17 protein-coding genes, 2 tRNA genes and 3 pseudogenes are annotated in these 25,042 nt (G+C 38.9%); 11 read left to right on the top strand and 11 right to left on the bottom strand.

Features of this window, described 5'->3' with window-relative positions; all coding sequences use genetic code 11:
- The first annotated feature begins 241 nt into the window (after positions 1-241).
- A complete protein-coding gene (locus G3341_RS08315) occupies positions 242-1,195 on the top strand; it encodes a glycoside hydrolase family 6 protein (RefSeq protein ID WP_154623201.1) in 954 nt (317 codons plus the stop codon).
- A 112-nt stretch (positions 1,196-1,307) separates the two neighbouring features.
- Here G3341_RS08315 and catA read toward each other — a convergent pair whose 3' ends face one another.
- Positions 1,308-1,949 carry a type A chloramphenicol O-acetyltransferase gene (catA, locus tag G3341_RS08310; protein ID WP_154623200.1) on the bottom strand — a complete coding sequence of 214 codons (642 nt, stop codon included), beginning with the start codon at positions 1,947-1,949 and terminating at the stop codon, positions 1,308-1,310.
- A 1,693-nt stretch (positions 1,950-3,642) separates the two neighbouring features.
- Between catA and G3341_RS08305 the strand changes: the two genes are divergently transcribed.
- The gene (locus G3341_RS08305) at positions 3,643-3,930 is read left to right on the top strand and encodes a DUF2645 family protein (protein ID WP_154635564.1); all 288 of its coding nucleotides are present in this window, start codon (positions 3,643-3,645) and stop codon (positions 3,928-3,930) included.
- A gap of 35 nt (positions 3,931-3,965) precedes the next feature.
- Here the strand turns inward: G3341_RS08305 and G3341_RS08300 are convergent, their stop codons facing one another.
- From G3341_RS08300 to G3341_RS20695, 3 genes are read right to left on the bottom strand one after another with little or no spacing between them, the layout of a single operon-like run.
- Positions 3,966-4,181, bottom strand: coding sequence for a hypothetical protein (locus G3341_RS08300; protein ID WP_163861158.1), 216 nt, complete (start codon positions 4,179-4,181; stop codon positions 3,966-3,968).
- Positions 4,182-4,217: 36 nt separating this feature from the next.
- Entirely contained in the window at positions 4,218-4,883 is a 666-nt protein-coding gene (locus tag G3341_RS08295) for a tetratricopeptide repeat protein (protein ID WP_244316496.1), read from the bottom strand.
- Positions 4,880-5,140, bottom strand: a complete 261-nt coding sequence (locus G3341_RS20695) for a hypothetical protein (RefSeq protein ID WP_244316495.1) — start codon at positions 5,138-5,140, stop codon at positions 4,880-4,882. Before G3341_RS20695 ends, G3341_RS08295 begins: the two co-directional genes overlap by 4 nt.
- A 35-nt stretch (positions 5,141-5,175) precedes the next feature.
- On the opposite strand from G3341_RS20695, the pseudogene G3341_RS08290 reads away from it, so the two are divergent.
- Positions 5,176-5,655, top strand: a pseudogene (locus G3341_RS08290) (Hcp family type VI secretion system effector).
- Here G3341_RS08290 and G3341_RS08285 read toward each other — a convergent pair.
- Together G3341_RS08285 and G3341_RS20690 are read right to left on the bottom strand one after the other, a co-directional pair.
- Positions 5,652-6,569, bottom strand: a complete 918-nt coding sequence (locus G3341_RS08285) for a hypothetical protein (RefSeq protein ID WP_163861156.1) — start codon at positions 6,567-6,569, stop codon at positions 5,652-5,654. The pseudogene G3341_RS08290 and the gene G3341_RS08285 sit on opposite strands and share 4 nt — an antisense overlap.
- 82 nt (positions 6,570-6,651) lie before the next feature.
- Positions 6,652-6,911 (bottom strand): annotated as a pseudogene (locus tag G3341_RS20690) (ISNCY family transposase); the annotation flags it as partial.
- Between the two features lies 1 nt (position 6,912).
- Between G3341_RS20690 and G3341_RS08280 the strand changes: the two are divergent.
- A pseudogene (locus G3341_RS08280) lies at positions 6,913-7,464 on the top strand (site-specific integrase); the annotation flags it as partial.
- A gap of 58 nt (positions 7,465-7,522) precedes the next feature.
- On the opposite strand, the gene G3341_RS08275 reads toward G3341_RS08280, so the two are convergent.
- A tRNA-Thr gene (locus G3341_RS08275) sits at positions 7,523-7,598 on the bottom strand.
- Positions 7,599-7,603: 5 nt separating this feature from the next.
- Positions 7,604-7,691: transfer RNA gene (locus G3341_RS08270), tRNA-Ser, on the bottom strand.
- Between the two features lie 215 nt (positions 7,692-7,906).
- On the opposite strand from G3341_RS08270, the gene rcsD reads away from it, so the two are divergent.
- Positions 7,907-10,618: a phosphotransferase RcsD gene (rcsD, locus tag G3341_RS08265; protein WP_154624745.1), complete on the top strand. Its 2,712-nt coding sequence runs from the start codon at positions 7,907-7,909 to the stop codon at positions 10,616-10,618.
- A gap of 1 nt (position 10,619) precedes the next feature.
- On the top strand, positions 10,620-11,270 hold the full coding sequence (gene rcsB / locus G3341_RS08260) for a response regulator transcription factor RcsB (RefSeq protein ID WP_154624744.1): 651 nt from the start codon (positions 10,620-10,622) through the stop codon (positions 11,268-11,270).
- An 89-nt stretch (positions 11,271-11,359) separates the two neighbouring features.
- Here rcsB and rcsC read toward each other — a convergent pair whose 3' ends face one another.
- On the bottom strand, positions 11,360-14,140 hold the full coding sequence (gene rcsC, locus G3341_RS08255) for a two-component system sensor histidine kinase RcsC (RefSeq protein WP_244316509.1): 2,781 nt from the start codon (positions 14,138-14,140) through the stop codon (positions 11,360-11,362).
- A 194-nt stretch (positions 14,141-14,334) separates the two neighbouring features.
- A complete protein-coding gene (gene gyrA, locus G3341_RS08250; RefSeq protein WP_163861152.1) occupies positions 14,335-16,932 on the bottom strand; it encodes a DNA topoisomerase (ATP-hydrolyzing) subunit A in 2,598 nt (865 codons plus the stop codon).
- A 241-nt stretch (positions 16,933-17,173) separates the two neighbouring features.
- On the opposite strand from gyrA, the gene ubiG reads away from it, so the two are divergent.
- The 4 genes from ubiG to yfaE all read left to right on the top strand — a co-directional run bounded on the left by ubiG (position 17,174) and on the right by yfaE (position 21,937).
- Entirely contained in the window at positions 17,174-17,896 is a 723-nt protein-coding gene (gene ubiG, locus G3341_RS08245) for a bifunctional 2-polyprenyl-6-hydroxyphenol methylase/3-demethylubiquinol 3-O-methyltransferase UbiG (protein WP_154624741.1), read from the top strand.
- 335 nt (positions 17,897-18,231) lie between these two features.
- Positions 18,232-20,523 carry a class 1a ribonucleoside-diphosphate reductase subunit alpha gene (gene nrdA / locus G3341_RS08240; protein WP_154624740.1) on the top strand — a complete coding sequence of 764 codons (2,292 nt, stop codon included), beginning with the start codon at positions 18,232-18,234 and terminating at the stop codon, positions 20,521-20,523.
- An 11-nt stretch (positions 20,524-20,534) separates the two neighbouring features.
- On the top strand, positions 20,535-21,671 hold the full coding sequence (gene nrdB, locus G3341_RS08235) for a class Ia ribonucleoside-diphosphate reductase subunit beta (protein WP_154624739.1): 1,137 nt from the start codon (positions 20,535-20,537) through the stop codon (positions 21,669-21,671).
- 2 nt (positions 21,672-21,673) lie between these two features.
- Positions 21,674-21,937, top strand: coding sequence for a class I ribonucleotide reductase maintenance protein YfaE (gene yfaE / locus G3341_RS08230; RefSeq protein WP_163861150.1), 264 nt, complete (start codon positions 21,674-21,676; stop codon positions 21,935-21,937).
- Positions 21,938-21,998: 61 nt separating this feature from the next.
- On the opposite strand, the gene G3341_RS08225 is transcribed toward yfaE, so the two are convergent.
- Complete coding sequence (locus G3341_RS08225; RefSeq protein ID WP_163861148.1) at positions 21,999-23,339, bottom strand: anaerobic C4-dicarboxylate transporter; 1,341 nt, start codon at positions 23,337-23,339, stop codon at positions 21,999-22,001.
- A gap of 486 nt (positions 23,340-23,825) precedes the next feature.
- On the opposite strand from G3341_RS08225, the gene tyrP reads away from it, so the two are divergent.
- The gene (tyrP, locus tag G3341_RS08220; RefSeq protein WP_230085774.1) at positions 23,826-24,986 is read left to right on the top strand and encodes a tyrosine transporter TyrP; all 1,161 of its coding nucleotides are present in this window, start codon (positions 23,826-23,828) and stop codon (positions 24,984-24,986) included.
- The last annotated feature ends 56 nt before the right edge of the window (positions 24,987-25,042 follow it).

The raw sequence follows: 25,042 nt of genomic DNA, 5'->3' as shown, positions 1-25,042 counted from the left end.
GTATATTTACTTTATCACTCCGTCATGTTAAAAATTCATCTTATTAAAATAATAATATTGATACTGTCTATTATTCTTTTTCGTTACAGACCATATCAAATCATGTTGTTAATCTAAATTATTCAATCCGGTTTAGCAGGGTAAAACTAAATGATTAAGCAGCTAATGCATTAATAAATATGTTTAATATTTATATCAACTGATTACGCTATTACATCTTATTAAAACCGGAGTTGATACTATGAATAAAATCATTTTTCCATTTTTAATTTCAGCTTGTTATATAGGTAAGCTCATGGCAGCAGACTATTTTATTGACCCCAAATCTTCAGCTGCATTATGGGTAGAAAAAAATAAGCATGACCCAAGAGCCGTACTCATCAATACAAAAATTGCCTCTGTTCCTACCGCAATTTGGCTATCCAAAATTCAAGAAAATGAAACAGAATTAACTCAGCAAATTTCAGGCTATATCACGCAGGCCAATAAACAAAAAACTCAATTGATGCTTGTTCTATACGGGTTACCTAACCGAGATTGCTCTGGACAAGCGTCAGCGGATAACAGTGCCAACACTCAAAAGTATCAAACATGGATTAATACACTCGCTAAAACAATTTCAGATACTAAGGTGACGATCATTCTTGAGCCTGATGGCTTAGCCGATATGAGCTGTTTAACGCCATCACAACGTAAAGAAAGGATTGAATTACTCAATTATGCTGTCACTCGCTTTAAAACACTAAGTCCGAATGTTTATCTATATATAGATGCTGGTCATATGCGATGGCAGCCAGCAAAAGAAATGGCAACACAGTTGGTCAACGCGGGTATAAAAGACGCTTATGGTTTCTCATTAAATGTTTCTAATTATCACCCTACCGAGCCAACTATCAAATATGGCGAAGAGATAAATCAATTTATCGCCGCACTTTCTAATGCTCGCCCGAATATCATTATTGATACTTCTCGTAATGGTAATGGAGCCTCATCACTACCTAACCAATGGTGCAATCCAATGGGTCGTAAAATTGGTGAAGGCCCGAAAGATATCTCTGCTACTGTTAAAACAGCATGGATTAAACCACCTGGCGAATCAGATGGGGATTTTTCACCTAAAGCAGATTGCCATGGAGGCCCTAAAGCGGGTGTATTCAGTCCTGATTTAGCCGTGCGATTAGTTAATGGGGATTAATCTACAATCAGAAGCACCGTGATGATGAGTCAGTTTCTCTAGAAATATAAAAAGTGCCGATAATCATCGTTATCAGCACTTTCTTTTATACTAATGAATAACGACAGCGATACTAATATTCAACGTTATCACACAGTGTTTGTATTTGATTCACCATTCTCGCCATATGAAAACCATCAATAGTTGCATGGTGTACTTGCACTGAAAGAGGCAGTAGCACCTTTTCACCTGAATAATGATATTTTCCCATCGTAAAAATAGGTGGAAAATAATCAGTGAAATTAGCCACATTTAAATTGAACCCTTCAAAGCTCACCCATGGGATCATCGAAATGCAAAAATGATTTTCCGGGTAGTCTGGTTTAGCCATCAAATCGAGACAATCTTTATATAATAATTGGTCTTGCTGGTAATGAGATAAAAATATCGACCAGTCATCATTATATTCAGTCCATAACTGTGAAAATGTTTCTGTCTGCTGATGAAAAATCGTATAAGCAGGGTTGACCTGATCCCACAGTACAAGCTCCCCCTCTTTTATGGCCATACGTGATTCAGGGTAATGGTTGACCGCTTTAGAGATAAGGTAAATCATAACAGGATAAAGTTTATAACCTTGCTTAACAATTGCCGATTTTAGCGTACTAATATCTAGCTGAGTCGTTAAACTAAACCCACATGGCATCGCCTGACGGTAAAATGAGAAATGTTGTTTTCTATTCCACTCATCAATATTCACTTTAGTATAATTCATTTTATTGCCCTTCTCGTTGATTAATAATGGTTTTTAACGAAGAAGGGCGACTCTCTCTGCTTTACTAAGCAACATATTTTCTGCTCCATATCATGACATAATGCATACATTTATTGCTGTCAGATCCGATTAACTCGGAACCACTCAAATAAGGTGTTTATTATAATAAAGCTAGTCTCTAAAAAATGCATCATTTTTGCCCTATAGAAAAAATTTATAACATTTACCCTCGATAAAAAGCACAATCAACGATGTCTACTATTTCAATCCAATAACATTTACATTATCTTTTTAATCAAAGAGATAAAAAATAAACACCAGAATTTAATGACTGTTTTATAACAATGATGCCCCTGTCTATCATCATTTCCCCTATAAAAATTTGACTTAATACTGTAAAATTATTCGAAATAGAGAAATGATGGAAATAAGGAATAAATATGGACTCTCTTATAGAAGCTATTGTGGGAATTTTTAGTTTTCTTTTCGAGTTACTATACTCTCTTTTTAATCTTTTCGGCTTTAGAATAACCGCACTAATTATTAGCTTTGTTGGTGTTTATGCCCATGACTTCCAATTGAGCTGGATATTCGGGTATATCGCTTTAGCTATTATCCTATATAGCCCATTAATCTATCAGCGAATTATAAAAAAATAACCCGCTTATCACTAAACGCTTTATCCAGAGCTCATAAACTGACGTATTAACCATACGTCAGTTTAAAACTGTCATGTATTATCTATATTAAAGCCAAAAATATTGTCACCTGCTGGTGATTGTATTCATAAATAAATGAAAATATCCCAAAGCGGCATGCTACCCGCTGCTAATCTGCACTAAAAACGCTCAAAACAGCACAGTCGTTGTTTTTGATTGCGCCAATATACTCATAAATAATGTTAACTATCACTAATACCGGCAAACCGCCGTTCTATTCTCTTTAACCTAATATCGCCTACAGAGCATTAAGATACTTCGGGGGGCATTTTTGTTTGAGCCGTTTACTCCTGAAAGTGTGTATCTTTAGTGATATTTAACCCAACCATCTATTTTCGATGCTCAATAACCTTTATTGGATAAATGTTTCTATTTGTTACAATAGGTATTAAGATTAAGTCATTATAAATATGGAAATAATGTAGATATGTTTTTTAAACTTGGAAATTTTTTTATCTTTTTAGTTTGTACTTCCATTCTTATGCATGATGACGTTTCGGGTGTAATTGATGTTCTCATTAGATATTTAAGGAATGAAGTCATCTAAACCTACAGCGAGGAAATGGCCTGTTTATTGACAATTACGCATTTACCATTCTGACCCTACACTGCTAATTGGTAACGCTTCGTTTCGAGATGAGAACTGTGATTTGCAAAGGTTTCATACTGCCAACGGTGATCTGCCACCCATTGAGTATGAACAAAATTCCTTAAGAAAAGTGTCCTGATTCAGTTGTGCAGAACAATTTTCCTGATTACCCTAAATGGGATTTACTAGACACAGTATGGTGGAATACATTTGGTGATGCTGATTATTTAACCAAATATAAAGAGAGGAACGGCTAGAAAACTAGATGATTTTATTCAATCTTATTACTCAAACAAAGGAGAACCTATTAGAGAGTGGACATCTTATGGTAGGAGGATTTTAGAAAATAGAGATAGAATTAGAAAGCTTCTAGGAATTTCTTGATATGAAAATAATACTAAAAATAGGCGCGTTTCTGTATTTAATCTTTTTGTTACTATTAATTAATATCCTTTCAACATCTGACTATGAATGGATGGTTGGTGATGGGGATGTAGATAATCTTTGTCAACTTCCCCTTGGAGGTAGGTATATAATTGAGCCTATTTTAATATTAATACCATGTATCTTATTGTTCTTTTTTGAAAGAAATAAAAAATTAAGGTGGTCCTATGTACTAATTGTCATTATATATATTATATGGTCATTTTTTCTTCGGTTTACTTTTTGCTAAGAAATATTCTACTGGTTCCTCCAAAACCCATGATGTTAAACAGGCAATACTGTTAATCGAATCCAAGTTACCGCCCCTCCCCCCCGAAATAGCCACACCTGTACCAACCCAAAAATCTTGGCAATTCTGGAAAAATAGCCGGTTGGCGTTATTTTTACCGTGAAACCGAAACCGCCATTTTGATAACAAATGAGCAACACAAAATGGTCTTTTTTACGGTAGGAAGATGGGAATTTTGAATGCCTAAGCATTGGGTAGCTTAAGCACCTTTATGTTAAATCCATACATTAGTTATTTTTTTTATGAATTTTTTTATCTAAGTAGTCAATCCGTAATTGAATATCGGTGTAACCTAGTTGATAAGCTCTTTTGTATAATTCGACAGCTTTCTCATAACTTTGAGGCACACCAAGTCCTTCCTCATACATCAATCCCAAGTTAATTAAACCACCAAGACTATCTTTATTGGAAGCATCTTGATAGAGTTTTACTGCTTTATTGATATCACGTTGAACACCAAAACCATGCTGATAAAGCAACCCCATTGAATTCATTGCCGCAGGATCCCCTTTGATGATGGCTTTTTCATAGCATTTTATTGCATCATCATAATTTTCTAAATCACCGTACAAATAACCTAATCGAGTAATCGCAAAATCATTACCGAATTTTATCGATTCTTTATACCATTTTTCAGCTAAATCAGTGTTTATCTCTCCCCCACGACCATTACGGTATAGGTCACCCAGACTCATCATTGCACTACTTGATTTATGTTTTTTAATTGCAATTTCATACACCTCTTTCGCTTTGGTATAATTATTATCCAACTCGTATAATATGCCTAAATTATAGTCAGCCGAAGATGATCCAAGCTCTGCCGCTTTTTGATAAAGCAAAATAGCCTCATTTTTTTTTCCTTGGTCTTCTTTTAGCATCGCTAAACGATTCATCCCGTTTGCATCGTTCTTATCCGACAGTCTCTGATAAATTTCTTCTGCCTTTTCGATATTTTTTCGACACCAGTGCCCGTTTCATAAAAACGCCCGACAATTAATAATGCCTCATCATCCCCTTGGTTTGCTAAAGCCTCACACGCCGGAAAATTATTTTCCTCAGGAATACATTTGATCGTTGGTTCAGAATAAGACCATACGGGATTGCATAAGAGTAGGAATACAGTGACCATTATAATTTTATTACTTAGCATAACCAAAATTCACCTAATTATGGATTTATTTATTAATGGCTAATTTAATCTATCTAACGTTAGAAGGAAAACAACAAGCTTTGATATCACGCGGTTGTGGAACTTTAGATTCAATCGGAAACCGTTATCAAACAGATAAAAAAGATGCGATATTTGTCACTGAATTAAATTTTTCCATATCCAGATCGCAAAATTTGCCGCACCAACCTATCCAATTTACCAAATAGATAGATAAATCATCGCCATTATTGTTAATTGCGGTTTCAAATAATGAAACGCTCAATCTCGTCTTCAATTATTATCGAACAGCTCAGAATGGCGGAATTGAAAAATATTTCACGGTAAAATTAAACGAAGCATCGATTATTGATTACTCTCATCAATGCTCAAACAATATTTTACGTAATGATATCGAACCGGAAGAGCGATTGACGATCCGATATCGTGATATTACAACAGCTCAAATTATGGCTGGCACATCTGGCTACAGTATATCTAATGATAGTGTATTCTAATTTTTATACTTATTAATTAAGTGTCGAATTTCAGCAACAAAAGCATCATCACTCGCGGCATTACTTGGGCTTGCAGCTAACGTGATTAATGGGCTTAATTCCTCTTCAACGAAATAATAGGCCATGGTAATTTGACTTTTGTCCATCGCGTCATAGACGGCGCGATTCTTATTCTTCAGTCGCTTTGCCGCTTCCGCCATTTTTTCAATGGTCCCATAGCTGTATATCAGAGTGGCTACAATGACTGTTCGACTGATCACCGCACGGGGACCACCTAAAGGTTTAAAAAAAGACGGGGACTTTGTGATAATGAACGCAACAATACGCGTGATTATTGCTGCCACAATAAATTTCCGAATCTGTGATTCCGTCATGATATCAATCGTCACGCCTTCGGCAAAATTTCTAACCGATACATTCACTTGTTCATCAATTTTAAATCTATCATTAAAATTAATTGGTTTGTTTATATTAGAAATAGCACCTGCCATTTGAATATAATCCGATAGCTTTCGTTTTCTCGTTGGCGGCATTTGGTTAACGATAGACCCAATGATAATATTGATAACCTCAGAAAGATTTTCATAGGGGTCATAAACAAACCGCAATAAATAGATAGCTTCAACATTTTCTTTCATGATGCGAGGACTTTGAGATACCCGAGATTTAAGAAGAAAATTCATACCTTGCAAAGGCGGAGGTAACACACCAAGTTCAGCAGCAGTATTTATCGAACGTTTAACACCTTTTGTTGAGGTTATGGCAAAATCCTCAGTTCCTTTTACCCAAGGATTACTGAGTGCCGTTTTAACCGAAGGTTCATCACCCTCACTCCGATAATAAATTGATTCATCTAATCCTCTAGGAGGTAAACATTCATTGGAGCGATTATGTACACTTTTAAGGTTTTTCAAAATTCGACAATAATAGCCAATCGTTTTTCCATGGCTTCATTAGCATCCATGATTTCACCGTTATAGCACGCATAATATTATTTTAAACTTTGCTTCCAAATATTTCTTCTGAACGAATCTGAAGTTTTGTTAAAGTCTCAAGCATATCGTCGTTATTGAGTGTACATTGGGGTTTCTTTTCTGTCGGTTTTTTATGTCTTCGAGATGGGCGATTGCCTGCTGGGACGGCTTGAAAGCGGGTATTATCACGCTTATCTTGAACCATTTTTACTAGTTCTAATGTGCGGCCTAAGCGTTTATTATCAACGATAGCGCCTGGTCAACCTCTGACAGCCGATCATATATGCCTGAAATATTTAGACCGGTTGTTATCTTTGTATTAGCTACAGTGTTAAGACGTTCAAACATACTCCATCTTGAATGATCACAGATAGATCTAGCTTGGATCCACCCTGAAGATGCAAAGGGAGGGAAAGCGATAGGTGTTGCCCTAAATAATACCGCCTGCAAGGTATTGAGAGAACAAATAGGAAAACACCAGCGCTTTGTATTTGTTCATACTGAAGCATGGCATAGGTCAGATGGAACGCCCACAGCTAAAGTTAGCAAAATGAGAATTAACCATAATACAGCTTGGAAAACAGGATTGCGCAGAGCTGGCATAGAAAACTTTCGATTTCATGACCTAAGGCACACATGGGCTAGTTGGTTAGTACAAGCTGGAGTTCCACTATCTGCGCTTCAAGAAATGGGCGGCTGGGAATCCATAGAAATGGTCAAGAGATATGCGCATCTTGCACCATCCCATTTGAAAGAACACGCAATGAAAATTGATGCTCTTTTTGGTGAAGATGTCCCAAATATGTCCCATCAGTTATTAGAGGTGGTCAAATGACATGAATTACAAAAAAGAAAAAACCCGCTATCTGATTGAGAGATAACGGGTTCTTATTTGGTGCCGGCTACCGGAGTCGAACTGGTGACCTACTGATTACAAGTCAGTTGCTCTACCAACTGAGCTAAGCCGGCGAATATGGCGGAAGGATAGAGATTCGAACTCTAGGATGGTTTCCCATCGGCGGTTTTCAAGACCGCTGCCTTCGACCGCTCGGCCATCCTTCCATGGGGCGCGATTATGGAGGAATCGACGCAGCTTGTCTACCCCTGAAAGTAAAAAAATTGATTTTTTTATTCTGTTTGGCTAATCTTCACTCAATTGTTCTCTATTTCATAATAAAAGTGTTAATATCTGTGCAAAATCGGTGTCTCATATTTTCATAGGCGTATGATTTTTAATCAATTAATATATTTTTGCCGACAGGACTGCTCACCATAATATGTACAGACAATTACTAATAAAAACGACATTGCTTTCCCGCCTATTTTACGTCTTTATCCTGTTACTGGTCGTGATGCTATCTCTGTCGCTTTATAATTCATATCATTCATGGGTTATCAGCCGTAAAGCCGCGTTGGATACCATGGCAAAACAGCTGGCCTATCAGATTGAAGATTACCGTTATCAAGCCAATTTGATGTACAAGCTGGTTAATGAGAAGTTGACGCCACTTTCTGAAGTCACAACGCTTCCCTCGCCCCCTCACCTTACAAAAATCCGCCACGATGTTTTTTGGCTAAGCAGTTCAAACCAAACTATCGATGCTATTTTATTTGGTAATGATAAGGAGCAAAATATTCAGTTAGCAAGTAAGCTTGCCGACTACATGGAAATTGTTTGGGGGGCACGCAATGAATACAACTCAATGTATTTTCTTAATGGTTCTGATAACACGCTAGTCTTGGTAACCACACATTCTATTTTAAAACCTGAATTACGCTTTAAAGAGAGCTATCTCACGTTAACCGCGGAAGAAAAGCGTACAGACATGTTAACCCAGTCGACACTGTTAGATAGAAGAGAGATTATTTCTAATCTACAAAAACTGACACCTGAGCATATCTATTACTATACCTACCGTTTGATGTTTAACTCGCCAGGGCAGTTAACCAGTGTTATTTCTTTTGATATATCAATCAACTCTATACTGCCAACCAATCTTAAAGGCGATAATATTTCCTTATCACTACGCAACAGTGACACAAATAAGCTTTCTAATGTTGAACTTCGAGGCACTAGTATCGTTTTTGCACAACAGATAGAAGGTAGCAATTATCAGGTTTATTATCGTGTTCCCTTAAAAGATCTGGTTGTTGGTATCATTGGTTATAACCTTTGGCTGTTGACTTGCATCATTATTGTGACATTACTGGCTTTCTTTACCAGTATCTTTATTCGTAAACGGATTATTTCACCTAACTCGATTATGCAACATGAGTTGAAGCTGAAAGATACGCTTAATCACGACATCATTAACAACATTAGTTACGGTATTTTGGTGTATGACTTTACAACCAATAAAAAATTGCTCAGTAATAATGCGGCCAACTCCTTATTACCGTCTATGGATCTTAACCATATCAAGGAATTGGCTACAAATAACCATGACATGATCCAAATCTCGATTGAGAACAACGTTTATGAAGTCATTCTCGTTAAAATTAACATGCTAGAAGATACTTATCTTTTCATTATTATTGATAAAGATAAAGAAGCATTGACACAACGGCGACAAGAACTCGCTAACCGTGAGTATAAGAAAAATATTCAGTTGAGAAAGGTTGTCTTTGAGAATATGCAGAAGGAAATTCAACCTTCCTTAACGCTGTTAAATAACGCCGTTGAAGGACTTATTGAATCTCCGACAGCAAATAAGCAAGATTTCATTGATACCATCGTCCTGCAAACAACTCATATTAGCCGCTGGTTTAATAATATTAATTTATTAAATTCACTTGAGTCATCTGCCAGTAAATCATCTGCTGAGAAAATTTCCGTTAGTTCACTACTCACTCAATTTTTAAAACAAAATCTTTTTCGTCTTAGAAGTAAAGGATTAACGCTTTATTTTTATAATAACATTAATCCTGAATCTATGTTTTCATTAGATCCAACCTATCTAAGACATCTTTTACAACTCATTTTTGAGTACTCCATCGATACCACCTCTTTTGGAAAAGTGTCTATTACCCTTAATTATCAAGAAGATAAAAACCATATTATCATTGATATCAGAGATAGTGGTATGGGGCTCACCAAGCACGAACTGAGTAATCTTCAGCATCCATTTTCGGGGCAAGTACTTACCTCATCACGATTTAGCCGTTCCGGCATTACCTTCTATTTATGTAAAGCAATCAGTAAAAAGATGAATGGGACTTTTACAATTAATAGTAGCCCTGCTATTGGCTCTCATTACCAACTTATTTTACCTGTTAAATCAGCAACAATGGCCGATAGCTATCCGACTTTACTTGAAGATATACATATTCGTTTAGCTATTCATAATGCTGATGCTTCAAGAATAATCAGAAACACACTAACACATTACGGCGCTGACTTTTTAGACTTACATGAAAGTTCGCCACACTCGGATTGGGATTTATTGATCACTGATAATGATGAAAACCAGTTTAAAAACATCATAAAAGTTTCTGGAACGGTGCTAGGTGTCAACTCAATCACATCACAGCATTTAGAAGTTAACTATAACTTTGCAGATGAGCTGATTGATGCTATATCTTTGCTTATCGAACACGCAGCATCTGATGATAATAATTTAGAGTCCATTGGTCATATTCCATTTGCTAGCCAAGAGCTTGCTCAAACCAATGATGAATCAATGGAAAGTATACTTCACACTTATCAACATATTTTATCAAAAAGCGATTATAAGGAATTGTTCATAACAACAGTACCGATAGATATTAATAAACTGTATAATAGCGAAAGTGTTGAGGATTTGACCGAATTGAAAAACACAGCACATCGTTTAAAAGGAGTTTTTGCTATGCTAGATTTTAGGTTCCTTCACAAGCTTTGTGAAGATTTGGAACTTTACATAGCAGAAGAAAATAGCTTAAAAATAAGTAATTGCATTAGAGAACTGGATATTTCAGTGAAAAAACTAATGCTAGAAGGTAACCAATAATATGAATAACCTAAATGTCATTGTTGCCGATGATCATCCTATTGTTCTTTTCGGTATCAGAAAGTCACTCGAACAGATAGAATGGGTCAATATCGTTGGTGAATTTGAAGACTCAACATCTTTAATTAATAATTTAGCACGTTTAAATGCTGATGTTTTAGTCACTGATTTATCGATGCCAGGTGATAAATACGGTGATGGTATTACATTAATTAAATACATTAAACGCCACTATCCGGACCTTTCGGTTATCGTTCTGACAATGAACAATAACCCTGCTATCTTAAGTGCTATCCTTGAATTGGATATTGAAGGGATTGTTCTGAAGCAAGGTGCTCCCGCTGACTTACCTAAAGCATTAGCCGCATTACAAAAAGGTAAAAAATTTACCCCTGAAAGTGTGAGTAAACTGCTTGAGAAGGTCAATGCAAGTGGCTACGGCGACAAACGCTTATCACCAAAAGAAAGTGAAGTTTTACGCCTATTTGCAGAAGGCTTTTTGGTGACAGAAATTGCTAAGAAGCTGAATCGTAGTATTAAAACAATCAGTAGCCAAAAGAAATCAGCGATGTTGAAGCTTGGTGTTGATAATGATATCGCATTGCTTAACTACCTATCTTCTGTCAGTATTGATAATTCACCTAGCGATTAACCTATTGAATTATCTTTATATTATTGATGAAAAACCCTATAAAATGGGTTTTTCTCTTCCCTCTCGATACCACTCGCTTCATTCTATACCTATTGGGCAATCACATATTTTAATAATGTTTCTTTCAGTATTGTGATTTTTGTCGGTTTTGATAAACAATCATTCATTCCCGAATCTATACAACGCTGCTTTTCATCTGCCATTGCATTCGCCGTTAATGCAATAATCGGGACCGCTGAACCCCGTTTTCTGAGTTCTTTAGCAAGCTCATAGCCATCCATATTAGGCATATTGACATCCGTCAAGACAATATCAACCGTATGATTTTCTACGTATTTTAGCGCATCTAGGCCGTCAACCGCAGTCGATGTGCAAAAGCCAATATTGGCAATCTGGTCGCTCAATAACACCCTATTAATTGGATGATCATCAACAATTAATACTTGATAAGCAGATAGTGAGCCATCAATTTCAAGTGAATTCGCTTTGATTGACTCTGCTTTTGCGACTTGCCCCTCAACTGTTTTTGAAATCACTTTATCAATAATAAAGGGTAATTTTTCATTTTGATAAGTGTTATATAGCCATTTATTAGGCGCTATTTCACGTAAGTCACCCACATAAAAACCACTGAGTTGGATTTCCTTTTTCACATTACACTTATGTGGCTCTTCACTATCAGTAATAAGCAAATCATAACTTTCTGTTTTTTCTATTTCATCACCGGAAAATACCACAAAATGATGGTATCTGAGTAATTTGGCTAAAAAGTCAGCTAAAAATTGATTTTGGCAATTAATTGCTATCCGATAACTAAAACGATACTCCGGTGTTTTTTGTTCAATATATTTTTGCCCATAAAGAGGTATTCGAATAATAAATGAACTACCTAGCCCCGTTTGTGAATTAACTTCGATATCACCATCCATCAAGCTAATCAATTTTTCACAAATGGCTAAGCCTAGACCAGTCCCTTTATGACCCACGTTATTCTGATCATAAACTTGAAAGAAAGGGTCGAATAGTTGCAAAACAACCGCCTGAGACATCCCTATTCCAGAATCTTTAATTTCAATCTTTAAATAGTTTTCATCACGCCAAACATAAAAAATCACAAAACCTGAGTCTGTAAATTTAATGCTGTTATTAACAATATTAGAGATGACTTGTTGTAGCCTAACAGAGTCATTCAGCAATAAATCCGGCACATTGGGTTCAATAAAGGAATAGATTGCAATCTGTTTTTTGGCAATTAAAGGCAAATAATTGGCTAAAACAAAAGCAAAAACGTCACGGCAATTAAATAGTTTATTTTCAATTTTTAACTGTTTGGATTCTATTTTAGAAAAATCCAAAATATCGCTGATAATCTGTAATAACAGTGATGATGAATTATCCATCGTTGTAACCAACCGACTAGCTTTATCTGATAATTCAGCTCGCTGTAATAATTCAATATTACCAATAATTCCATACAACGGTGTTCGTAATTCATGGCTTACCGTCGCTAAAAACATTGATTTAGCATGGTTCGCTTGCTCTGCGGCATCCGCGACATCTTGCAACGATTTTTCCATTTGCACACGAATGCTAATATCGATAAGCACGCAAATCGCCACATCTTCGTTTTGATAACGTGAATTCACAAAGCTAATTTGTAGATGTGTACTACTCGTTGTCACCACATCAATATAATTACTCGATTTTTGTCGAATAATCGTCAGTATACGCTGCTTATCATCTTCACTTAATAAACGGAAATAGTCATGAGCCAGTTCATTACTCAAGATATTACCACCATCACTGAGCCTTAGAATAATAATACCGACAGGTGCTGAAGCTACGATTTTATGATTGAATTGTTCGTGTTCTTCGAGGCGAATAGCCGTATTCGCCGCGGGTATTAGCATTTTTCGTTCTAACAGCAAAATTAAGAAAAAGATCATCCCTCCTGTAATAATGTTAATAATCACACTATAAAAGATGGCTACCTTATGCTCTGCTAATATCTCACTGGTTGGTACTGCATAAATAACCGTCATTAAGGAAGGCGTTAAGCGCTTTTTAAAAATTAGCTTTGAATAATCGGAATTAAAACCAAAAAAGCTTGGCTCAGAAATAGATAATAGACTGGAATTTTTTGGGTTAGAGTCCGCAGTGCTGTATAAAACGGGTTGGTTATAGGCGTTAACGACAACCGATTCAATTGACTTATTAGAACGCTGATTAAATTGGTTTAAGCTAATCGTTCTCTCTAAACCGATAAATCCATACAAACGGCCGTCAACATAGATAGGTTGGATTAAATAAAGTTGTCCTGAATCCGTTTGTGCGCCATGAACCACCGTATATAAATTGCGTTCTTGCCCTTGTAATCTAAGGCTTTGGTATGACCTGATATTCTCATAGCCAATTTTCTTAAGCATTTCGATATCTGATACTGTCGTTCGGATCGAAAAATCCATCATACAGTAGCTCTTAGAACCAATCACAAACACGTGATTTAACCCTTGAGGCGCAGCAATACTGTCTTTCCAAAAATAAATTAATTGCTCGAATGCCGTAAGATAATTCGTTGTGCTATTTTCGAAATATACACAATCGGCTTCAGGGGATAAGGGATATAAGGTATAAGAGCCGGTCACAGGCAGTGTCGGATAATTAGGTTGATTAACCAGTTTCTCCTCATGCTGTTCCGTCATAAACTGAATAGAACGTAAGGTTGTTCCTGTCTGTAAGATAAATGCCTGCATATTCTCAAAACTTGAATAGAATTGCTGGCGTATATCGGATTTACTTTCGTTGAATTGAGTGTAGAGAAAGAACAGAGTAATAAATACCCCCATTCCCCATAGCATTAAACCAAGGATACGAAATAAATCACGTGATAAACGTAATGATGTTCTAAATGATGGTAAGTATCTCAAGTTTTATCCTACACCAGCTATGTAACGACGATTAAGTATACTCGATACAACTGATAAAAAGCGATAAATGTCAGACCTGCTAGTTATAGATAGCAAAACGGGCGGTAAACCGCCCGTTAAATTATTCAGCTTCACATTTATTCGGCTGAATCTGTATCAGCATCCGCACTATTCTCTATACTATCTTCATCAGAGGTTTCATCCTCTTCCGTTTCAGCGACACGTTGTAAACCAACAACTTTTTCATCTTCAGCTGTTCTAATCAGAGTGACACCCTGAGTATTACGGCCTACAACACTCACTTCTGAGACGCGTGTACGCACTAAAGTTCCGGCATCGGTAATCATCATAATTTGGTCGGTTTCATCCACTTGGATAGCCCCGATCACATTACCGTTACGTTCACTCACTTTAATGGAGATAACACCTTGAGTGGCACGAGATTTCGTTGGGTATTCTTGCTCAGCCGTACGTTTACCATAGCCATTTTCAGTCACCGTTAAAATATGACCTTCACCGCGTGGAATAATCAATGAAACCACTTTATCTTCATCCACTAAACGGATACCACGAACACCTGTTGCGGTACGCCCCATTGGACGAACAGCATCTTCAGCGAAACGAACGACTTTACCTTGCGCCGAGAACAGCATCACTTCATTTGAACCATTGGTTAAATCAACACCAATCAGCTCATCACCGTCATTGAGGTTAACCGCAATAATACCGGCACTTCTTGGGCGGCTGAAGTCTTGCAGAGGGGTTTTCTTCACCGTACCGCTAGCGGTTGCCATGAAGACATAATACCCTTCTTCGTATTCGCGAACTGGCAAGATCGCTGTAATACGCTCATCCTGCTCGAGTGGCAGCAGATTAACGATTGGACGACCACGAGCCCCACGACTTGCTTCAGGTAATTGATAAACCTTCATCCAATATAGGCGACCACGGCTGGAGAAACACAAAATCGTATCATGGGTGTTAGCCACCAGCAGACGTTCAATAAAGTCTTCTTCTTTAATACGTGCCGCAGATTTACCTTTACCACCACGACGTTGTGCTTCGTAATCAGACAATGGCTGATACTTAACATAGCCTTGGTGAGATAAGGTAACGACCACATCTTCTTCACTGATTAAATCTTCAATATTGATATCAGCAGAGTTTTCAGTGATTTCTGTTCGACGAGCATCGTTATAGATTTCGCGAATAGCTTCTAATTCTTCGCGAATGACCTCCATTAAACGCTCAGGACTACGTAGAATATACAGTAATGCTTCAATTTGTTTCAGAAGATCACGATACTCTTCCAGCAGTTTTTCATGCTCAAGGCCAGTCAGTTTTTGCAGACGCAAATCCAAGATAGCCTGAGCTTGTTGTTCTGTCAGGTAGTATTTACCATCATGAACACCAAATTGCTCTTCTAACCATTCAGGACGTGCAGCGTCGTCGCCAGCGCGTTCTAACATGGCAGCAACATTACCCAGATCCCAAGGGCGTGCAACTAAGCCTGCTTTCGCTTCAGCAGGCGTTGGTGCCTGACGAATGAGTTCGATAATAGGGTCAATATTCGCTAATGCTACGGCTAATGCTTCAAGGATATGAGCGCGTTCACGTGCTTTGCGTAATTCAAAGATAGTACGGCGTGTCACCACTTCACGACGATGGCGAACAAACGCGGCAATAATATCTTTTAAGTTAAGGATCTTCGGTTGGCCTTGATGCAAAGCAACCATGTTGATCCCAAAAGAGACTTGAAGTTGTGTGAGTGAATAGAGATTATTAAGCACAACCTCACCAACCGCATCACGTTTAACTTCAATCACAATACGCATGCCGTCTTTATCCGACTCATCACGTAATGCACTGATCCCTTCGACGCGTTTTTCTTTAACGAGCTCAGCAATTTTCTCGATAAGACGTGCTTTATTTACCTGATAAGGAATTTCGCTAACAATAATGGTTTCACGACCATTTTTCTCATCGACTTCAACTTCTGCACGGGCACGGATATAGACTTTGCCGCGGCCAGTGCGGTAAGCATCAATAATTCCACGACGGCCATTAATGATGGCAGCGGTCGGGAAATCAGGCCCAGGAATATGCTCCATTAAGCCTTCAATGCTGATATCTTCATCATCTATATAAGCAAGACAACCACTAATGACTTCCCCTAAGTTGTGTGGAGGAATATTGGTTGCCATCCCTACAGCAATACCCGACGAGCCATTAACCAATAGGTTAGGTATTTTTGTCGGCATTACTTCTGGGATTTGCTCTGTACCATCATAGTTTGGGACGAAATCAACGGTTTCTTTTTCAAGATCCGCTAACATTTCATGGGCAATTTTCGCCATACGGATTTCCGTATAACGCATTGCAGCTGCGGAGTCTCCGTCAACTGAACCAAAGTTCCCCTGACCATCTACCAGCATATAACGCATAGAGAAAGGCTGCGCAAGACGAACAATCGTCTCATAAACAGCGATATCACCATGTGGATGGTATTTACCGATAACGTCCCCGACTATACGGGCAGATTTTTTATAGGGTTTATTCCAATCATTTCCCAATACATTCATCGCAAACAGTACTCTGCGGTGTACTGGCTTCAGTCCATCTCGAACATCTGGAAGTGCGCGGCCGACAATAACGGACATCGCATAATCCAAATACGAACTTTTTAGTTCTTCTTCGATATTGACCGGTGTGATTTCTCTGGCAATGTCGCTCATGGAACCACTGTCCCTCATAACTTCGGATTCAAAGGTTTAGAACTATACCACAATTCGCCAATTTAATAAAAAAAATGAGAAGTGAGTATTTGTCTTTCAAGCTATGTATAATAGCGGAAAAATGTCTTTATGTGTCCGGATACTTTGAGTTTATTGCGTAAGAGCAACAAAAATGTTTCATAGTCACCATAAATTCACGTATTACGGCTCGGACACCTATTTCGTAACAGGAGCTCCACTCATGAATGATACTTCAACTTCAGCGTATCAAAATGTCGATAAGCAGGAAATTGAGAAATTTGAAGCGATCGCCTCTCGCTGGTGGGATCTAGAAGGTGAATTTGCCCCACTTCACCGCATTAATCCTCTGCGCCTCGGCTATATCATGCAACGCATCGATGGTTTATTTGGTAAAAAAGTCTTGGATGTTGGTTGTGGCGGTGGGATCTTATCAGAAAGTATGGCACGAGAAGGAGCCGAAGTGACAGGCCTTGATATGGGAGCAGAACCCTTGATGGTCGCACGCTTGCACTCATTAGAATCAGGTATCCCTGTTGAATATGTGCAAGAAACCGTTGAGCAGCATGCTGACAAGTATCCACACGCTTATGACGTGGTGACCTGTATGGAGATGTTAGAGCATGTCCCTGATCCTCAATCCGTAGTGCGTGCATGCGCTAAATTAGTGAAACCGGGTGGACATGTTATTTTTTCGACTATTAATCGTAATAAAAAAGCATGGTTGATGGCGGTGATCGGGGCCGAATATGTGATGAAAATGGTACCTAAAGGAACTCACGATGCGAAAAAATTCATTCGCCCTTCTGAGCTGATAGGCTGGGTCGATGAAACCCAATTAAAAGACAAACATATCATTGGGTTACATTATAATCCTTTGAAGGATAAATTTTACTTAGGCCCTAACGTTGACGTCAATTATATGCTCCATACTGTAAGCGAATAAATAGCAAGCGTTACGTTTAAGAAAGCAGCAAACGATCTCATTTTACAAAATTAATTTTTATCACCATGTGGCGAGTTTCGATTAATAGAATTCCTTTTATATTGCAGCTTACCGACATGGTGATCATTTTTATCCCTAAAGTTATCCACAGAAGACTCAGATTTGTGCACTTGCTAAAGCTGCACATTAACATTATCTTGTTATAGTAAAATCAACAAACCACTACATATAGTATGTAATTTAAATCTAACACTACAAGTCTCATGGAGTTAATCTATGAGCTTTTTTATGTTAGCGATATGCTATTTTGTAGGTCAACCAAGGTGTACTTGCTCATGAACCAGAGTCTGTTAGTCACAAAACGTGATGGACATAAAGAACGCATTGATCTCGATAAAATCCACAAAGTGATAACTTGGGCTGCGGAAGGCCTAAATAATGTCTCAGTTTCTCAGGTGGAGTTACGTTCACAGATTCAGTTTTATGATGGGATCAGAACCTCTGATATCCACGAAACCATGATCAAAGCAGCGGCTGACCTGATTACAGGTGATACCCCTGACTATCAGTATCTTGCAGCGCGTCTTGCGATATTTCACCTACGTAAAAAAGCGTATGGTCAATTTGAGCCACCAGCGCTGTATAAGCACGTCCAACGCCTAGTCGAAATGGGTAAATATGATAAGCATTTGCTGGAAGACTACTCACAAGAAGAGTTCGAGCAAATGGACAGTTTCATTGACCATTGGCGTGATATGAATTTCTCCTACGCTGCGGTGAAGCAACTTGAAGGTAAGTATTTAGTGCAAAACCGCGTTACGGGTGAGATTTATGAAAGTGCTCAGTTCCTGTATATTTTAGTTGCTGCTTGCTTGTTCTCTCATTATCCGAAAGAGACGCGTCTTGACTATATCCGTCGCTTTTATGATGCCGCATCGACATTTAAAATTTCGCTACCAACGCCAATTATGGCGGGGGTTCGTACACCAACCCGTCAATTCAGCTCTTGTGTGTTGATCGAATGTGGCGATAGCTTAGATTCTATCAATGCGACATCCAGTGCAATTGTTAAGTATGTTTCTCAACGTGCGGGTATCGGTGTGAATGCAGGCCGCATTCGTGCATTAGGCAGCCCAATTCGTAGCGGCGAAGCCTTCCATACAGGCTGTATTCCGTTTTATAAGCACTTCCAAACTGCGGTAAAATCTTGTTCGCAAGGTGGTGTTCGTGGTGGTGCAGCGACACTCTTCTACCCACTATGGCATTTAGAAGTAGAAAGCTTATTAGTGCTGAAAAACAACCGTGGTGTTGAAGGTAACCGTGTTCGTCATATGGACTATGGTGTTCAAATCAATAAGTTGATGTATGAGCGCTTAATCAAAAACCAAGATATTACCCTGTTTAGCCCATCCGATGTGCCAGGCTTATATGATGCCTTCTTTGCTGATCAAGAAGAGTTTGAACGCCTGTATACCACTTATGAGCAAGACGATAATATCCGTAAGTCTAGTGTTAAAGCGGTTGATCTGTTCTCGTTAATGATGCAAGAACGTGCTTCAACAGGCCGTATCTATATTCAAAACGTTGACCACTGTAACACTCACAGCCCATTCGACCCACAGATTGCGCCAGTGCGTCAGTCAAACCTATGTTTAGAGATTGCACTACCAACGAAGCCATTGAATAACATCAATGATGAAGAAGGTGAAATTGCACTCTGTACGCTATCTGCCTTTAACTTAGGTGCGATTGAAAGTCTTGATGAGTTGGAAGAACTTGCGGTGCTCGCTGTACGTGCGCTAGATGCCCTGCTCGATTATCAAGATTACCCCATCATTGCAGCTCAGAAAGGCGCCATGGGCCGTCGTACTTTAGGTATCGGTGTCATTAACTATGCTTACTACTTGGCGAAACACGGTGTCCGTTATTCTGATGGCAGTGCCAATAATTTGACCCATAAAACGTTTGAAGCGATCCAATACTATCTATTGAAAGCCTCTAACGAATTAGCAAAAGAACAAGGCGCATGTCCTTGGTTCAATGAAACAACCTATTCGCAAGGTATTCTACCTATTGATACCTATAAGAAAGAGTTGGATAAGTTAACCAATGAGCCGCTGCATTATGATTGGGAAGCGCTACGCAAAGATATTCAACAATATGGTTTGCGTAACTCAACCTTGTCTGCTTTGATGCCGTCAGAAACATCATCACAGATTTCTAACGCAACTAATGGTATTGAGCCACCTCGTGGTTATATCAGTATTAAAGCATCGAAAGACGGTATTTTACGTCAAGTTGTTCCTGATTATGAAAATCTAAAAGGCGCGTATGAGCTGTTATGGCAAATGCCTTCAAACAGCGGTTATCTACAATTAGTCGGTATTATGCAGAAGTTTATTGATCAATCGATCTCTGCAAACACCAACTATGACCCTACACGCTTTGCAACTGGCAAAGTACCAATGAATCAATTGCTAAAAGATTTATTGCTCGCCTATAAGTTTGGTGTGAAAACACTTTACTACCATAACACTCGCGATGGCGCGGAAGATGTTCAAGGTGATCTGGAAGAAGTTGTTGAGTCAGCGGATTCAGATTGTGAAGGCGGCGCGTGTAAAATTTAATAGGAATTGTTATGTCACATACTTACACCATCTTCTCACAAAAGAGAAATGACCAACTGTTGGAGCCGATGTTTTTCGGCCAACCGGTTAACGTTGCTCGTTATGACCAACAAAAATACCCGATTTTCGAAAAGCTAATCGAAAAGCAATTGTCATTTTTCTGGCGTCCAGAAGAAGTTGACGTTTCTCGTGATCGCATTGACTATAATGCATTGCCTGACCATGAGAAGCACATCTTTATCAGTAACCTGAAATACCAAACGCTACTTGATTCTATTCAAGGTCGTAGCCCTAACGTGGCATTATTGCCACTCATTTCAATCCCTGAGCTGGAAACTTGGGTTGAAACTTGGTCATTCTCAGAAACAATTCACTCACGTTCTTATACGCATATTATTCGTAATATCGTCAATGACCCAGCGATTATCTTTGATGATATCGTTGAAAATGAGGAAATCCTCAAACGTGCGCGTGATATCTCTGCTTATTATGACACCTTGATTGAGATGACGAACTATTATCATATGTTCGGTGAAGGGACTCATACCTGTAACGGCAAACAAATCACAGTGTCACTGCGTGCCCTAAAGAAACAACTGTATTTGTGTCTGATGAGCGTTAATGCGTTAGAAGCTATCCGTTTCTATGTTAGCTTTGCATGCTCGTTTGCTTTTGCAGAACGCGAACTAATGGAAGGCAATGCTAAAATCATTAAACTGATCGCTCGTGATGAAGCGCTACATTTAACAGGCACTCAGCATATGCTGAATCTGTTACGTTCAGGTCAAGATGACCCTGAAATGGCTGAAATTGCAGCAGAGTGCGAAGACGAGTGTTATAAACTGTTTGTGGATGCGGCAGAGCAAGAGAAAGAGTGGGCAGAATATCTCTTCAGTGAAGGCTCAATGATTGGCTTGAACAAAGATATTTTGTGTCAATACGTTGAGTATATTACTAATATTCGTATGCAAGCTGTTGGGTTAAAACTGCCATTCGAGACTCGCTCAAACCCAATACCTTGGATCAACGCATGGCTGGTCTCTGATAACGTGCAAGTCGCCCCACAAGAAGTTGAAGTCAGTTCCTATCTGGTCGGTCAGATTGACTCTGAAGTCAATACTGATGACTTGAGTGATTTCGAACTCTAATCATGGCAAGCCATAAAGTCACCCTGCGCTTATCGCAGGGTGTACAAGTCCCCTATCACACCGAAGTCCATTCTAGCTTACTTGATGCTCTTGAAGATAGCCGCATTCCTGTGGAGTATCAGTGTCGAGAAGGTTACTGTGGTTCGTGCCGAGTGATGCTGCTGAAAGGAAAAGTCGGTTATAAACAAAAACCACTTGCCTTTGTTCAAGAAGGTGAAATTTTGCCTTGTTGCTGTCACCCCCTTTCTGATATCGAAATCGGCTAACAATAGCAGCGATAACGCTAACACAATGTCATCGCTGCTAATGACTTAACCTGCTCAGTTGTTATAAATAGCCATATAATCCAGCAAATACCCAACCGAATACACAGGACACACCAACCCCAATCAAACCCGGCAAGATAAAGCTGTGATTAATGACAAATTTACCTATTCGTGTTGTACCTGAACGGTCAAATTGGATAGCGGCTAAGTCACTGGGGTAAGTTGGCAGTATGTAGTAGCCGTAACAAGCAGGCGCTGATGCAATAATATACGCAGGGTCAACACCAATGCCTAACGCAATCGGAACGACAGCAGCCAATGCAGCCGCTTGTGAATTCACAAATTTAGAAACCAATAATAGGATCACCGCATAAGCCCAAGGGTAATCTTTTACCAATGCCCCTAAAGTCCCTTTGATCTGATCCATGTGGGCACCAAACATGGTTTCAGCCATCCAAGCAATCCCATAGACCGCCACAATCGCAATCATCCCAGAACGGAAGACTTCATTTTTCGAAATTTGCCCTGGGTTAGTTTTACAAATAATGATGATCAGAGCACCCGCCAATAACATAAACATCTGGATCACAAGCACCATCGATAATGGCTTACCATTCACCAGAGGTCTTAACTCAGAGAATGCGCCCAACACAGCCACCACCGCTATGGATGCTAAGAAGATCCACATTGCTACCCAATTAATTTTTGGCAATTTTTTATCGAGCAGTGTGGCACTATCGCCATATACATACTCATAGTTTTCATGCACTGAAATAAATTTTTGAAACTCTGGGTCCTTATCGAGATCCTTCCCTCTAAACCAGCTAAAAATACCGATTGCCAATATACCAATCAGAGTCGATGGGATAGTGATGGCTAATAAGTCTAAAAACTCAAGAGATTGACCATTAATGGTGATGCCATTCAGCATTGCGACGAGCGATACCACTGCAACAGAAACGGGGCTAGCAATGATCCCCATTTGTGCACCAATACTACTTGCTGCCATTGGTCTTTCAGGACGAATATTATTTTTAATCGCGGCATCATAGATAATTGGCAGGATGGTATACACCACATGCCCTGTACCACACAAAATGGTTAAAATGCAGGTAACAAAAGGTGCCACAATAGAGATGTATTTTGGGTTTTTACGTAGTAGTCGTTCTGCAATTTGTAGCATGACATCCAAACCGCCTGATGCTTGTAACGTCGCTGATGCTGCAACAACAGCGATGATGACAAGCATGACATCAACAGGCGGTTTTCCAGGAGGTAAGCCAAAGCCGAAAACCAGTATCACAAGACCGACACCGCCTAACAGCCCTAATGCCATTCCTCCTTTTCTCGCGCCATAAAACAAGCAGACGAGAATAATGGCGAGTTGTATCAAAAAGTCCATAAGTTCATCCTTTTCATTAATGTATCCTTACATTATCCGGATGAAAGATTGACAGATTTTTGATTTATATTAATGAGTGAAAAAATTTAATATTATTTTTCCACACTATTTTCCTGCCTTGTCACAAAATTAATTTTAATTTATTGAGACACTGTCCCGTTAAATTAAAAACCACATTAAAATCAATTCATTAATTAACACCATTAACATAATTAACCACATAAATTCACTTTTGATAGTTAATATTCATAACTGAAATTAATTAATAATCAAAATTTATTCGCTGTTATTTTCAGCAGTCATAATAAAAAACACCCATCACTGTAAAATTATATTTACACTCATTGTAATTTAGATTTGACAGATAAATCATGATCGCATAACCTGCACAACTTATTAATCTACGACTTTTAATCAGAGGAATTTGTGAAAAATCGTACGCTAGGTAGCGTTTTAATCGTTGCAGGAACAACAATCGGTGCAGGGATGCTGGCTATGCCACTTGCCGCAGCAGGTGTCGGTTTCACAGGTATCATATGCCTACTTATCGGTCTCTGGATGTTAATGAGTTATACCTCATTACTTCTCGTGGAAGTCTATCAATATAATCCACCCGATATGGGTTTAGGTTCAGTCGCTAAAAAGTATCTCGGTCCCGTAGGGCAGATTGTGACTGGGTTAAGTATGTTATTATTAATGTACGCTCTTACCACAGCCTATATTGGCGGTGCTGGCGTACTGATCTCTGATAGCTTACTGTCTTGGTGGGGATTACATCTCTCAACAAAATCCGCAATTATTTTATTTACACTCATCGGCGGCGCCGTGGTATGTATCGGTACCCATTCCGTCGACTTTATTAATCGCCTCTTATTTACAGCTAAAATTATCTTTTTAGTGATTATGTTGGCGGTAATGTTACCCCATGTCGAAAGCGTCAATTTAACCAATATGCCTGTCGAGAAAGGCTTACTGCTTGCGGCCGTTCCGGTTATCTTTACCTCATTTGGTTTCCATGGCAGCGTTCCAAGCTTAGTGAACTATATGAATGGTGACGTCCGTAAACTGCGTATTATTTTTATTACAGGTAGTGCAATCCCTCTCGTCGCTTATATCTTATGGCAAATCGCTACGTTAGGTTCCATTCCAGCCAATACCTTTTTAGGCATTTTAGCGCAAGAAGCTGGGTTAAATGGCTTACTGACGGCTATTCGTGATGTTGTCGCAACTCCACGGGTTAATATTGCGGTGAGTTTATTTATGGATCTTGCGCTAGCGACTTCATTTTTAGGGGTGGCTCTTGGGTTATTTGATTACCTTGCGGATCTCTTTAAACGCAGTAATCGTCTATTTGGGCGTCTACAGACAGGCGTATTAACCTTTTTACCACCTCTACTTTCTGCCTTGTTTTTCAGTAGTTTTGTGCAAGCCTTAACCTATGCGGCAGTGGCGTTGTCTGTATTGGCGCTTATCATTCCTGCTTTACTGACTCTACGTGTCAGAGCGATTGAAAAGCCTACCGCTAATCAAGCCCACTACCAAGTGAAAGGGGGCTCTGTTGTGTTGGGTATTGTGCTACTTTGTGGTGTCGCTGTTATTGCGATTCAATTCGCTATTGTTGCAGGATTCTTACCTAATGTCGGGTAATTTTGAGCCTGCACTAGCCAACAAAAAACCCGTACCATGTACGGGTTTTCTCTATT

It is taken from the genome of Providencia vermicola, from assembly GCF_010748935.1.
Taxonomy (GTDB): domain Bacteria; phylum Pseudomonadota; class Gammaproteobacteria; order Enterobacterales; family Enterobacteriaceae; genus Providencia; species Providencia zhejiangensis.
Note: the sequence above shows the minus strand (reverse complement) of the source record. Positions and strands in the feature narration are given on the sequence as shown.